Genomic DNA, 12,888 nt, shown 5'->3' with positions numbered 1-12,888 from the left:
GCCACGTCACGGCTGGGCCACGGACTTAACCACGGGTTGATGACGCCCCGTGAGACGGCCCGCGCGGAGCGTGGCAAGGATGCGTCGAGGTCGCTGCAAGCATTCCGTCAGACCCCTTGGGAATCCCCTGGATCCGAGCATCGGCCGGCCGGGGAGGCCGGCCCGTGAAGAGGGGGATGGTGCCCATGTCCGCGATCCTGGGGAGCCCGGAGCCGGACCGCCGGTGGCTGACGCTGCCGGACTGCAAACGCGTGCTGGTCGTCGTGCACACGGTGACCTACGGCCAGCGGCTGCGCGATGTGTTCTCGCTGATGGAGGGGGATCTGCGGATCCAGGTGACCTTCACGGTCGCCCCGCACGCGCTCGGCGAGGGCGCCGCCCGCTTCCTGCGGGACCTGGGGGTGGCGGTGCTGCCGTGGCGGGCGGCGGTGCGCGAGGAGTTCGACCTGGCGCTCGCGGCGGGCTCCCGGGGGATCGAGAAGGTGCGCGGGCCACTGATCCGGCTCTCGCACGGCGCCGGGCACATCAAGCTGCTGCGCGAGGGCGGGCGGACGTCGGCGCCGGCGGCGGAGCGCCCGACGGGCATGCTCAGCCGGGAGTACCTCACCCGTGACGGCAGGGTCGTGCCGGCCGCCGTCGCGCTCGCGCACGACCGGGACCTCGCCGAGCTGACGCGCTGGTGCCCGGAGGCGGTGCCGGTGGCGACCGTGGTCGGCGACCCCTGCTACGACCGGATCGTCGCGAGCCTGCCGCACCGGGAGGCGTACCGCCGGGGGCTGGGTCTGAGCGACCGGCAGCAGCTGGTGGCCGTCACCACCACCTGGGGCCCGTCCTCGTCCTTCGGCCGCTTCGACGCCCTGCTGCCGCGATTACTCAGCGAGCTGCCGCCCGACCGGTACCGGGTGGCCGCTCTCGTGCACCCCAACGTGTGGGCCGGACACGGGGACCGGCAGATCCGCACCTGGCTGGCGAGCTGCCGGGCGCGCGGGCTGGCGCTGGTGCCGCCCGAGGCGGACTGGCGGGCGGTGCTGGTCGCCGCGGACAAGGTGATCGGCGACCACGGCTCGCTGACGTCCTACGCCACGGTGACCCGGGCGCCGGTGCTGCTCGCCCGCTTCCCCGAGCGCGAGGTGCACCCGGCGTCCCCGGCCGCGGCGCTCGCCCTCGCCGCGCCCGCGCTGTCGCCGCTGCACCCGCTGGAGGGGCAGCTGCGGTACGCGGCGACCGAGTACCGGCGGCGGGAGTACGCGCGGGTGGCCGCCCTGCTGTCCTCCGAGCCGGGCCGCTTCAACCGGCGGATGCGCGCGCTGATGTACCGCCTGCTGGGCCTGGGACAGCCCGCGTACGCGCCGGTCACCGAGCCGGCCGAGGTGCCGCCCCCGCTCGACGGCGGCGTCCCGGTGCCCGGCGCGGCGGGGCCGGGGGCGTGACGGCCGTGGAGCGCGCCCTGGCGGTCGTCCGCCTGACGGCCGGTGACCGGCGGCCGGTGACGGTGGAGCTGACGGCCACCGACCGCTGGAGCGCGGACCCCGGGCCCGGCCGGACGGGGCGCCCGGCGGGTGTGGACGTCCACTGGAGCGTGGACCCGGACGCCCGCCGGGACGGGCGCTGGACGGAGACCGCCGACGTCCTCCGCTGCGGGCGCCCGGCCCCCGGCCCGGCCGCGGCGGCGCGCCGGGCGCACTGGCTGCTGACCCGGCACCCGGGCTGCCTGCTCACCTCGGTGCCGGACGCGGCGGGCGGCTGGGTGATCGGCCTCCGCGACGGCCGCCTGCTGATGGCGTCCCCGCGCCCGGCCGTTCCGCCGGTCCCCGTCGGCGCGGCCCTGACGTCGTTCCTGCACGGCTGGCTGACGGCCGGACGGGCACTGGAGGAACTGGCCGTCGTGCGGTTCTCACGGCCGGGGGCGAGGGTGTCGGTGCGCCTGCGCCCCCGGTGCGGCGGCCGCCCCGGCGAACGGGGACCCGGGACCGGCCTCGCGGAGGCGGGTACGTAGACGACCCGCCGGTGGGGCCTACGGGCGCGGGCCCACCGGCCGCCACCGTGCGGTCCGGGCCCGGGCCGGCCTCCCGGAGGCGCGAACGTAAACGGATCGCACCGGGGGGACCCACGGGCGCGGGCCCGCCCGCCGCCCGCGACGGCGTGGTTCCGGGTCCGATCGGGCTTCACAGAGGCAGGCGCACCGGCGGGGCCCGCCCGCGGACCCCGCCCTCCGTCACCGTGCGTCCGCGGGCCCGGGGCCGGTCTCGCGGAGGCGGGTGCGGAGGCGGGCCGCGTCGGTGGGGCTCACCGGGTCGTAGAGGGCCAGGGAGCGGGTGAACCAGCGGACGGCCTCCGTGGGGGCCCGGTGTTCCTGGCAGGCCTGGCCGAGGTACTCCATCGTCCGGGCCTGCCAGTGGACGGAGCCGGCGTTCTCGAACTCCACCAGGGCGCGCAGGAGTCGCCGCATCCCCGTCCGGGCGTCGCCGCCGCGGGCCGTGGCGTGGCCGAGGAGGGCGAGGGCGCGGGCCGCGTCGTAGGAGTCGCCCTCGGCGACGAGTTCGGCGCGGGCCGTGGCCAGCCGGCCGGCCGCGAGGTCGGGCCGGTCGTGGGCCAGGGCGATCTCGCCCAGGCACACGCGGGACAGCGCCGCGCCACGGGTGTGGCCGATGGCCTCCCGGAGGGTCAGCGCGTGGCCGTAGTGCACCTCGGCGTCCCGGGTGCGGCCCGCGCCGAAGTGGGCCCGGCCGAGCCCGTGCAGAGCCTGGGCCCGCTGGCGTTCGTCGCCGTCCTCGGTGGCGTGGCGCAGGGCGTCCTCGAACCAGCGGGCCCCTTCGTCGAAGCGGCCCGTGTGGCACAGGCCGCTGCCGCCCGAGGTCAGCATCCGGCCCTCGCCCGCCCGGTGTCCGGCGCGGCGGGCGGCCGCGAGGCCCAGCGCGTGGGCTTCGTTCCACAGGTCGTAGGGCCGCAGCCGGAGGAAGAGCGGCCACATCGCGTCGACGAGCTGCCAGGTGCTCGCGTCCCAGCCCTCGCGGGCGGCGAGGCGGAGGGCGGCCATGAGGTCGTAGCGGTGCTCGTCCAGCCACGCGAGCGCCGGGGCCTGGGCGTCGAACGCCACCGGCGGGGCGGGCTGCCGGCCGTAGTCGCGCGGCAGGTTGCGGTGGCTCGGGGTGAGGAGCGCCTCCGCCGCGGTGGCGGTGGCGAGGCACCAGTCGACGAAGCGGCGGAGCGTGACCCGCCGTTCGGGCTCCGGCAGGTCGGTCTCGGCCCGGCCCGCCGCGTGCTGGCGTACGAGGTCGTGGAAGCGGTAGCGGTCGCGCGCCCCGGGGGCCCGGCTCGTCCCGGTCTCCTCCAGGAGGTTCACTTCCAGGAGGAGTTCCAGCAGGTCCTCGGCCTCCTCGGGCGGCACGCCGCACACGGCGCCGACCATGGGGCCGTCGTAGCGGGTGACGGGGAGCAGTCCCATGCGCCGGTAGGCGTCGGCGGCTCCGGCGGGGAGCGTGGCGAACGACTCGTCCAGGGCGGTGCGCACGGCGGTGTCCCCTTCCACTCCGAGGGTCTCCAGCGGGCCGCGCCCCCGGGTGAGCGCCGAGGCGAGCGCGGCGACCGAGCGGCGCGGGCGGGCGGCGAGCTGTGCGGCGGCCAGGCAGACGGCGAGCGGCAGGCAGGCGCACAGGCCGACGACCTCGCGCGCGGCCGGGCGGTCCGCCGCGACGCGGTCGCCGCCCACGCCCCGGGTGAAGAGCTCCAGCGCCGCCGCGGGGTCGAGCATGCCGACCTGGTGGAAGCCCGCCCCGTCGACGCCGAGCCCGGTGAGCCGGTGCCTGCTGGTGACCACGACGAGGCTGCCGGGGGCGGCGGGCAGCAGAGTGCGCACCTGGGCGGCGGACAGGGCGTTGTCGAGCATCACGACGAGCCGGAGGTCGGCGGTCAACGAGCGCCACAGGGCGGCCTGTTCGGCCAGGGAACCCGGGATCGAGGCCGCCCCGAGGGCGCGCAGGAAGCCGGCCAGGGCCTCGGTGGGACCGGCCGGGCCGGCGGGGGTGTGGCCGCGCAGGTCGGCGTAGAGCTGCCCGTCGGGGAACTCCGGGGCCAGCGCGCTCAGCCAGCGGCTGACGAGGGCGGTCTTCCCGACACCGGCGGGACCGCTGACCACGGCGACCTGGGGAGCGGAACCTCCCGCCCGTGCGGCCCGCAGGGCGTCGAGTGCACGCAGATCGCGCGCCCGGCCGGTGAAGTGCGCGGGTACGGGCAGGAGTTGACGCGGCACGGGGGGCCGCCGGGGCGACGGGGCGGCGTGGTGGAGATGGACGCCACCGTGGATGTCCCGTGCCTGGACGCTGGACCCGGCGACCAGGGTGTGCCCGGCGAGGGTGTTGGAGTGCCCGGCCGAACGGCCGGCCGTGGGGGCGGCGCCGGGGGCACGGGTGCCGTCGGCGGAGTCGCCGCCTCCGCGACCGACGGCCTCACCGGCCGTACGGGCCGCCAGGTGATCGGCACCACGCCCGTCGGGTCGGCCGACGGCGTCGCCGACGCCACGACCCGCGGCCTCACCGGCCGCACCCCCCGCGGCGTCGCCGCCCGGCGCGCGCCCCGCCCCCGCCGGCGCGTACTCCCGCACCCATTCCCGTAACCCCGCCCGCAGTTCCCCCGCCGCTCCGCCCTCGACGTGCCGGTGCAGCACGCCCGCGAGGTCCGCCAAGCGGTCCGGGCGTCCGTGGGCCGCGGCGGCCCAGGCGGCCGCGAGGGCCGCGTCCGACTCCCGGGCGCTACCGGTCAGTCGCTCCAGGGCCCGTCTCGCCGACGGGCCCTGCGGCCCGCCCGGCGGCAGGGCGCGTACGAATGCTTCGGTGAGCTCCCCCTCGGTCATGGGTTCCGCCGTCATGCCCCTCCCCCCTGCGCGGCCACACCGCCACATGCACACGACATGGCCATTCGGCAATCCTTGGCCTGAGCCCTACCCCTCCGAGACCGGTTCCGATCGTGTTTGGCGGCGCGACAGCCGAATTCCAGGCGCTCCTTCACCACCTGGCACCAATGTTTGACGCTGTGTCATGCTCATCCTTCCGATCGGACGTCCCGGGGGAAGGGGCGCAGGTGGAGTTCCGGCTCTTGGGCACCATCGAGCTGCGGGCCGGCGGGCGGCGCAGCGGACTGGATTCCGGCAAGGCGCGCTGCACGCTCGCGGCCCTGGCGTACGACGTGGGCCGCCCGGTGAGCCTGGACACCCTGATCCACCGGATCTGGGACGACGACCCGCCGCGCCGCGCCCGGGAGAACCTGTACACCTACGCCTCCCGCATCCGCACCGCGCTCCGCAAGGTCGGCGGCCCGGACGCCCCGGCGCTCACCAACCACGCCCACACGTACGTCCTGGAGGCCGACCCCGAGTCCGTCGACGTGCGCCGCTATCTGAGCCTGACCACGCGGGCCCGCGCGCTGGCGGAGAGCGGCGACGCGGAGCAGGCGCTCCGGCTGCTGGACGAGGCGGGCCGGCTGTGGCGCGGCGAGCCGCTGACCGGGCTGTCCGGCTCCTGGGCCGAGCACGTGCGCGCCACGGCCGAGGCCGCGGGCCTGGCGGCCGCCCTCACCCGGGCCGGCCTCGACCTGCGGCTGGGCCGCTTCGCCGACGCCGTGCCGGAGCTGTCGGCGCTGGCCGCCCGGCACCCGACCCACGAGGCGCTGGCCGGGCACCTCGCGCTGGCCCTGCACGGCTGCGGCCGCACCGCCGAGGCGACCCACCTGCTCCGGCAGGTCACCCACCGGCTGGTCACCGAGCACGGCACCGACCCGGGCGAGGAGCTCCAGCGCGTCCAGCACGGCATCCTCAACGGCTCGCCCGCGGTCCGGCTGCTGCCCCGGGCGGGCGGGGACGACGGGCTCCGGGAGCGGACGACCGTGCCCGACAACCTGCCGCACGACATCCCCTGGGTGGGCCGGACGGACGAGCTCCACCGGCTCGCCACCGCCCTGACCCCGGCGTCGGGCACCCCGCGCGCCGTCGTGGCCCTGGAGGCGATCGACGGCATGGCGGGCGTAGGCAAGACCGCACTCGCCGTCCACACCGCGCACGAGCTGCGGGACCGCTTCCCCGACGGGCGCCTCTACCTCAACCTCGGCGCGCACGCGTCCTTCCAGGAGCCGCTCACCCCGGAGGCCGCGCTGGGCCGGCTCCTGCGGCTGATCGGCGTACCCGCCGACCGGCTCCCGCGGCAGCTGGACGAACTGACGGCCCTGTGGCGCACCCTGCTGGCCGACCGGCACGCGATCGTCGTACTGGACGACGCCGCCGGGCCCGAGCAGGTGCGCCCGCTGCTGCCCGGCGCCACCCCCTCGCAGATCGTCATCACCAGCAGACGGCGGCTCACCGGCCTGCCCGGGGTCCGGCCCATCTCCCTGGACGTCCTGCGCCGGGCCGAGGCCGTCGCCCTCTTCCACGACCGTGTGGGGGCCCGGCGCCCGGCCGATGAGGCGCAGACGGCCGAGATCGTCCGGCTGTGCGGCTATCTCCCGCTGGCCATCGAGATGGCGGCGAGCCGGTTCCTCTGCCACGGCTCGTGGACGGCGCGCGACCTCGTGGACCGGCTCGCGCGGCCCGGCCGCCTCGCCGAGATCCGCGACGGCTCCCGGGACCTGGCCCGTACGTTCGCCTTCTCCTACCGGTCCCTGACCCCGGTGCAGCAGAGCGCGTTCCACCGGCTCAGCCTGCACATCGGCTCGGAGTTCGGTGTCTACGCGGCCGCCGCGCTCACCGGACTCCCGTTCGACGACACGGAACGCGTTCTGGAGGACCTGCTGAACTTCCACCTGCTGGAGGAGCCCACTCCGTACCGCTACCGCATCCACGACCTGCTGCGCGAGTACGCCCGTACGCTCGTGGCCACCGAACACGTCGACGACCCCGGCGGCGACGAGCGGGCCGTGGGACGGCTCACGGACTTCTACCTCTTCTGCGCGGACCGCGCCGACCGCGCGCTGTTCCCGCACCGCGCCCGGACCGCGGTCGCCCTCGCCCGCCCGCCGGCCGAGGCGCCCGCGTGGCTGGACCCGGCGGGCCCTCGGGAGTGGTTCGCCACCGAGGCCGCCAACCTGCTCGCGCTCGTCGACCACGCGCGGCGCTGCGCCCCGCCGCGCCGGGCCGCGCTGCTCGCCCACGTCCTCGGCGGTTTCCTGGAGTCCGAGGGTCTGTGGACGGTGGCCGAGCCGCTGCACGAGCATGCCGTGGCGTACTGGCGGGACGCGGAGGACCGCCGGGCCGAGGCCCGTTCCCTGCTCGACCTCAGCGCCGCGCGCAACGCCGCCGCGCGCTACGACGAGGCCGTCGCCGAGGCGGGCAGGGCCCTCGCCCTGTCCCGGGCGACGGGCGACCGCGAGGCCGAACCGGAGGCGCTGCGCTGCCTCGCGCTGCCCCATCTCTACACGGGGCGCAACCACGAGGCGCTGGCCTTCGTCCAGGAGGCGCTGTCGATCCACATGCGCACCTCCGACCGATTACAGCAGGCGCGCTGCCTCAACAACATGGGTTTCGCCCTCTTCGAGCTGGGGCGGCACCCGGAGGCGCTGGAGTGCTTCCTGGACGCCCTCTCCCGCTTCCGTGAGATCGACGACCGCCGGGGTCAGGGCCAGGCCCTGAACAACACCGGTGAGATCTACTCCCTGCTGGGCCTGGAGGACCGGGCGATCCGCGCGTACACACAGGCGCTGGCCCTGGCCCGCGCGGTGGGCGGCCGCGCCAACCGGGCGACGGTCGAGATGAACCTGGCGAACGCGCTGATGCGCTCCGGCGAGGTGGAACAGCCGCTGGCCCTGTGCCGCCAGGCGCTGGCCACTTTCCGCGACATCGCGGACCGCCGCCACGAGTCCATCGCCCTCAACACCCTGGGCCGGGCCCTGGGCCGGGCGGGCCAGGACGAGGAGGACATGGCCCACCAGTGGGCGGCGCTCGCCCTGGCACGCCGGATCGGCGCGGCGCAGGAGGAGGGGCACGCGCTGCGTGACCTGGCCGCCGCGGAGACCCGGACCGGGCGTTTCCGTAAGGCGGAAGAGCACCTGACGGCGGCGCTGGCCGTCAACCGGCGGGTGGATTCGCCGCTGGAGGAGGCGGGGACGCTGGACCGGCTGGCGGAGCTCCGGGAGGCCACGGGGGCGCCGGTGGAGGCGCGGGAGTTGCGGCGCGCGGCGGAGGCGATCAGGCATCGCCTGAGCAGGTCGCGATCAAGCGAGATCGATCAGGAGTCGACCGAACTCGAGCTTTCTTGATCAGGGATCTTGACCTGGAGCTGGATATCGATATTCTTCCCGAGCGTTGTATGAATATATGACGCCAGCTCAACTGTACGTATTCGTCAGCACGTTGAGAGGCGACCCCTTGTTCAGCACGTTCATGCGCATCCTCGGGGTGTGCATCGCTTCCTGACCCCCGTCTGTGCCCGCCGGGACCGTTCAGCGCGTCCCGGTGGGCCCTCCGGGCGTCCAGTCGATGTCCCGCCCCTGGATCAGCGTACCCACCCGGGCCTGACCCGAGACCGTGTTCGTCACCGAGCTGTTGTCGACCGGGAGCCGGCACCTCGCTTCCGCCGCCCACGTCCTGAACTCCTCGGCGAGCCGAGGATCCCGCAACGCCCCCGCGAACAGCAACGCCGCCAGCGCCCGCACCTGCTCCCCGTCCGCCGGATCGAGCGGCAGCGCCACCGGCTCCGCGGCCGGCTCGCCCCTTCCCCTGCCGACCGCCCGCCGGGCGAGGTCCGCCAGGGAGCCCCAGACCTGCCGTCCCGCCTCCGTGCCCACGGACCCCGCGGCTGCCGTCACCGCGGTCGTGATCGCGCTCAGTGATACCGGATCGACCGTCACAGCCACTCCCCCACCTCGCCACCGGACACGCCCGTGCCGGTCCAGGCTATCCGCGCGGGACACCCGGGCCCACCCGGCCGAACGGTGAAACCGGTGAAATCCCTTACGGTTCTGGCGCGTCGGCGCCTCCCGGCGGGCGTACGACCCGTAGGACGATGACACGCTCCCCGCCCGCATCCGGAGAGGAATCCGTCCCATGCGCAGACCCCTCGCCCTCCGCGGCCTGGTCACCGTGCTCGCCGGGCTGCTGGCCGTGTCGCTGCCCGGCCCGGTCACCGCCCGGGCCGCGGCTTCCCCGGGCGGCTCCCCCGCCGTCGCCGCCTCCTCCTACTGGACCCCCGCGCGCATGGCCGCCGCGCGCCCGGCCGTGGAGTCGAAGGGGCCCGGGGAGCGGCCCGCCGCCGGAGCGTCCGTACCGCCGAGCCGGCCCTTCGACGGGCTGCCGCAGGTGGGAACGTTCTTCTGGACCGACGGGAGCGGCACCGGCCGGTTCTGCGGCGGTACGGTCGTCCGGAGCCCGCACCGCGACCTCGTGGTCAGCGCGGCCCACTGCCTGCGCTCACCGGACACCAAGAAGCGGCTGTCGTTCGTGCCGCAGTACCACGACGGGCTCAAGCCGCACGGGGTGTTCCCCGTGGAGGCGATCCACATCGACCGGCGGTACTACGACCTGGGCACGGACGGGGGCGCCCGCTGGGACTTCACCGTGGTGCGGGTCGGCGGGCGGGCCGACGGCACGGACGTGGAGGACGCCGTCGGCGGCTTCGACCTCAGGATCCGTCCCGGGTACCGGCACCGCGACGTACGGCTGATCGGCTATCCGGGCAACAGCGACGCCACCTACCCGAAGCCGCTGACCTGCCGCTCCGAGACCCGCCGCTGGACCAGCACCGACCCCAAGGCCCCGGGCGACTTCCTGGAGATCGCCTGCGCGGGGTACGTGGGCGGTACGTCGGGCGGGCCGTTCCTCGTACGCGGGGCGGGCGGCGGGTACGCGCTCATCGGGGTGATCGGCGGCTACCACACCGGTGGCGACACCCCGGACATCTCCTACAGCTCGTACTTCACGGAGGCCCTGCGCGCGCTCTACCGGCACGCGGTGGCGGGGGACCCGCCCGCACGGCGGTGAGCGCTCGCGGCACGGGGCCCCGGGCGCTCACCGCCGGTCGTCACTGCTGCCGCGCCGCCCGGTGCGGGTGGCGGGTCAGCTTGTAGCCGCCGATGGCCGCGAGCGCGCCGAGCACGGCCCCGCCGACGGTCCACGCCCAGCGGGCGGACCACCAGCCGCCGTTCCAGCCGGACTCCGGCTCGGCGACGGCGGCCGCGTGCAGCGGTGCCACCTCGCCGCCCTCGGCGTGGGCGCCGCCCGCGTCCTCGGCGTCCGCCCGGAGCTCCGCCTTCACCGGCAGGCCCAGGTCCTGGTCGGGCACGTCGGAGACGGTGAGGCGGACGTAGTAGGCGCCGGGCAGCGGGTCGTTGGCCCACCGGTCGGCCCAGGGGCGTACGGTCCGCAGCGTGCACGTCACCTTGACGGTGGTGTCCTGCCGCAAGGCCCGCTTCGTCGGCTCGCCGGAGGCGCACGCCTGGCGGCGGCGCAGCCCGTCGAAGACGTCGAGCTGCCAGGTGGCGCCGCCGTGCCGGGTGGCCGCCTCGGGCAGCTGCACGGTGGCCTCGGCGGTCGCCCGCTGTCCGGCGCCGGCCGGGAACTGCCAGTACAGGTAGTCACCCGTCGAGGCGCTCGCGGTGGCCTTCTGCCCCTGCTTGACGGGGGTGGCGGTCCGGAAGGTGGTGCCGGCCTCCGTGGGAGCGCCGTCCTCGCCGCCGGAGACGGCCGGGCTCGGGGAGGCCGCGGTGGCGGCGCCCGCCGTGGTGAACAGGGTGGCGGCGGCGAGCAGTACGGCCGCCGCCGGCCGTGCCATGGTCGTGACCCTCATCAGTTCGCCCTCCACACCGACACGCGCCAACGGGACACCCAGCCCCACACCAGCCCGGCGATCAGCCCGGTCAGCGCGAGGACGGCCAGCAGCACCCAGCCGCGGCCGAGGCCGAAGGCCGCGATGTCGGAGGGGCTGTCGGGCGAGTCGGTCAGGTCGACGGCCAGCTCGACGGGCAGGCCCGGGTCGCGCTTGACCGAGGCGGGCGCGGAGAAGGAGTGCGAGACCTCCAGGCAGACCGTCCGGGCCTCCTTGTCCTCCTCGTCGTCGCCGCTCTTGCCCACGGGGTAGCGGAGACCGGACGACATCACGTCCGTCCGCCCGCTGCCGGCGTCACTGCCGCGTACGAGTTCCCGGCCGCCCGGTCCGACAGCCCGGATCAGTACGCCGTAGTCCCGGTCGACGGCGCGGTCGGCACCGACGCTCACCGAAGTGCGCAGCTCCTGGCCGGGCTTGACCTGGACCTTGTACCAGCGGTGCTCGGAGAACGTGGCGCGGTCGGTCCACAGGCCGGCGCCGAGCTCGGGCGCCTTGGCGCACTCGTCGGCGCCGTTGACGGGCTTCGGGGTCTCGACGGGCACCTCGGCCCGGCGGACGAGCTGCTTGATGCGGCCCGAGAGCTCGTCCTTGTGCTGCACGGAGGTGTACGTGCCGCCGGTGGCCTCGGCGATGCAGCTCAGCTGCTCGCGGGTCTTGTCGTCGTGGGCCAGACCCAGCGTGTCGATGGTCAAGTGGGTGCCCTTGGCGGCGAGTTCGCGCGCCACGTCGCACGGGTCGGGCTGGCCGCAGGAGTCCTCGCCGTCGGTGATGAGCACGATGCGGCGGGTGCCGCCGTCGGTGCCCAGGTCCTGGTCGGCACCGCGCAGGGCGTAGCCGATCGGCGTCCAGCCGGTGGGCTGGAGGGTCGCGACGGCGGTCTTGGCCTCGGTGCGGTCGACCGGGCCGACGCGGTAGAGCTGCTTGCTGTCCTTGCAGCCGAGTGTCTTGTCGTCACCGCCGTAGTCGGCGCCGAGGGTGCGGATGCCCAGCCGCACCCCGCTCGGGACCGCGTCGATCACCTCGCCGAACGCCTCCTTGGCGACCGACATGCGCGACCGGCCGTCCAGGTCGGTGGCCCGCATCGAGCCGCTGACGTCCAGCACCAGCTCGACCTTGGGTGAGTTCTTCGAGGGGCCGTCGGCGGCGTTCGCCGGGGCGATTCCTGCGGCCAGCGCGGCGAGCAGGGCGCACGCGCCCGCCGCGAGCCGTTTTGTGGTGATCATCCGGAGATCCTATTGATCAGCGGGGGCGCGGCCAAACGGCGCGTGGAAGTTTTGGACTGATCAGTACGATACAGTCGCGCCAAGACCGACCGGTACAAAACTTGGGAGACACGATGACGAAGCCGCTGACCGGCAAGGTCGCACTGGTGACGGGTGGTTCGCGCGGCATCGGGGCCGCGACGGCGCGGGCGCTCGCCGGGCAGGGCGCGGACGTGGCGATCTCCTACGTCGCCTCGCCCGACCGGGCCCGCGAGGTCGTCGCGGACCTCACGGCCATGGGCGTACGGGCGTCCGCCCACCGGGCCGACCAGGGGGACGAAGCACAGGTCACGAGCCTCGTGGAGGCCGTGGCGGCCGAGTTCGGGCGACTGGACGTCCTGGTGAACAACGCCGGGACGGCCTTCACCGGCCGCGTCGACGACCCCGGGGTCGACCCGCGGGCCGTGGACCGGCTCTTCGCCGTCAACGTCCGCGGGGTGCAGGCCGCGATCAGGGCCGCCGCCCGGGTGCTCGCCGACGACGGACGGATCGTCACCGTCGGCTCCAACCTCGCCGTCCGGCCGGGCTTCGCGGGCATGGCGGACTACGCGGCGACCAAGGCCGCGCTGGTCGCCTACAGCAAGGGCGCCGCACGCGACCTGGCCCCGCGCGGCATCACCGTCAACGTCGTCCAGTCGGGTTCCGTGGCGACGGACATGAACCCGCCGGAGGGTCCCTTCGCGGACGCGCAGCGGGCCGGCAACGCCCTGGGGCGGTTCGGACGGCCGGAGGAGATAGCCGCCGGCATCGTCTTCCTCGCCGGCCCCGGCGCGTCGTTCGTCACCGGGGCCGTCCTCGACATCGACGGCGGCTACCTGGCGTAG

9 protein-coding genes are annotated in these 12,888 nt (G+C 75.6%); 5 read left to right on the top strand and 4 right to left on the bottom strand.

What is annotated here, in order from left to right; genetic code table 11:
- The first annotated feature begins 185 nt into the window (after positions 1–185).
- On the top strand, positions 186–1,430 hold the full coding sequence (locus tag LUZ64_RS07195) for a hypothetical protein (RefSeq protein ID WP_095582985.1): 1,245 nt from the start codon (positions 186–188) through the stop codon (positions 1,428–1,430).
- Positions 1,427–1,996 carry a hypothetical protein gene (locus tag LUZ64_RS07190; RefSeq protein ID WP_095582966.1) on the top strand — a complete coding sequence of 190 codons (570 nt, stop codon included), beginning with the start codon at positions 1,427–1,429 and terminating at the stop codon, positions 1,994–1,996. Before LUZ64_RS07195 ends, LUZ64_RS07190 begins: the two co-directional genes overlap by 4 nt.
- A 219-nt stretch (positions 1,997–2,215) precedes the next feature.
- Here the strand turns inward: LUZ64_RS07190 and LUZ64_RS07185 are convergent, their stop codons facing one another.
- Positions 2,216–4,864, bottom strand: coding sequence for a tetratricopeptide repeat protein (locus LUZ64_RS07185; protein WP_232389738.1), 2,649 nt, complete (start codon positions 4,862–4,864; stop codon positions 2,216–2,218).
- 212 nt (positions 4,865–5,076) lie between these two features.
- On the opposite strand from LUZ64_RS07185, the gene LUZ64_RS07180 reads away from it, so the two are divergent.
- Complete coding sequence (locus LUZ64_RS07180; RefSeq protein ID WP_170116652.1) at positions 5,077–8,238, top strand: AfsR/SARP family transcriptional regulator; 3,162 nt, start codon at positions 5,077–5,079, stop codon at positions 8,236–8,238.
- Between the two features lie 183 nt (positions 8,239–8,421).
- Here the strand turns inward: LUZ64_RS07180 and LUZ64_RS07175 are convergent, their stop codons facing one another.
- Positions 8,422–8,829: a hypothetical protein gene (locus LUZ64_RS07175; RefSeq protein WP_095579001.1), complete on the bottom strand. Its 408-nt coding sequence runs from the start codon at positions 8,827–8,829 to the stop codon at positions 8,422–8,424.
- 196 nt (positions 8,830–9,025) lie between these two features.
- Between LUZ64_RS07175 and LUZ64_RS07170 the strand changes: the two genes are divergently transcribed.
- Positions 9,026–9,958 carry a trypsin-like peptidase domain-containing protein gene (locus tag LUZ64_RS07170; protein WP_095579002.1) on the top strand — a complete coding sequence of 311 codons (933 nt, stop codon included), beginning with the start codon at positions 9,026–9,028 and terminating at the stop codon, positions 9,956–9,958.
- Between the two features lie 40 nt (positions 9,959–9,998).
- Here the strand turns inward: LUZ64_RS07170 and LUZ64_RS07165 are convergent, their stop codons facing one another.
- On the bottom strand, positions 9,999–10,763 hold the full coding sequence (locus tag LUZ64_RS07165) for a hypothetical protein (protein WP_095579003.1): 765 nt from the start codon (positions 10,761–10,763) through the stop codon (positions 9,999–10,001).
- The gene (locus tag LUZ64_RS07160) at positions 10,763–12,025 is read right to left on the bottom strand and encodes a VWA domain-containing protein (RefSeq protein WP_095579004.1); all 1,263 of its coding nucleotides are present in this window, start codon (positions 12,023–12,025) and stop codon (positions 10,763–10,765) included. Before LUZ64_RS07160 ends, LUZ64_RS07165 begins: the two co-directional genes overlap by 1 nt.
- Before the next feature lie 113 nt (positions 12,026–12,138).
- Between LUZ64_RS07160 and LUZ64_RS07155 the strand changes: the two genes are divergently transcribed.
- Complete coding sequence (locus LUZ64_RS07155; protein WP_095579005.1) at positions 12,139–12,888, top strand: SDR family NAD(P)-dependent oxidoreductase; 750 nt, start codon at positions 12,139–12,141, stop codon at positions 12,886–12,888.

This window comes from Streptomyces albireticuli (assembly GCF_021228125.1).
Lineage (GTDB): Bacteria > Actinomycetota > Actinomycetes > Streptomycetales > Streptomycetaceae > Streptomyces > Streptomyces albireticuli.
This window is presented reverse-complemented; position numbering and strand designations above follow the sequence as displayed.

Excerpts from the sequence above, each read along its gene's own strand:
- LUZ64_RS07195 (WP_095582985.1), top strand. The coding sequence starts at position 186 with ATGTCCGCGATCCTGGGGAGCCCGGAGCCGGACCGCCGGTGGCTGACG.
- LUZ64_RS07155 (WP_095579005.1), top strand. The coding sequence starts at position 12,139 with ATGACGAAGCCGCTGACCGGCAAGGTCGCACTGGTGACGGGTGGTTCG.
- LUZ64_RS07185 (WP_232389738.1), bottom strand. The coding sequence starts at position 4,864 with ATGACGGCGGAACCCATGACCGAGGGGGAGCTCACCGAAGCATTCGTA.
- LUZ64_RS07165 (WP_095579003.1), bottom strand. The coding sequence starts at position 10,763 with ATGAGGGTCACGACCATGGCACGGCCGGCGGCGGCCGTACTGCTCGCC.
- LUZ64_RS07160 (WP_095579004.1), bottom strand. The coding sequence starts at position 12,025 with ATGATCACCACAAAACGGCTCGCGGCGGGCGCGTGCGCCCTGCTCGCC.
- LUZ64_RS07170 (WP_095579002.1), top strand. The coding sequence starts at position 9,026 with ATGCGCAGACCCCTCGCCCTCCGCGGCCTGGTCACCGTGCTCGCCGGG.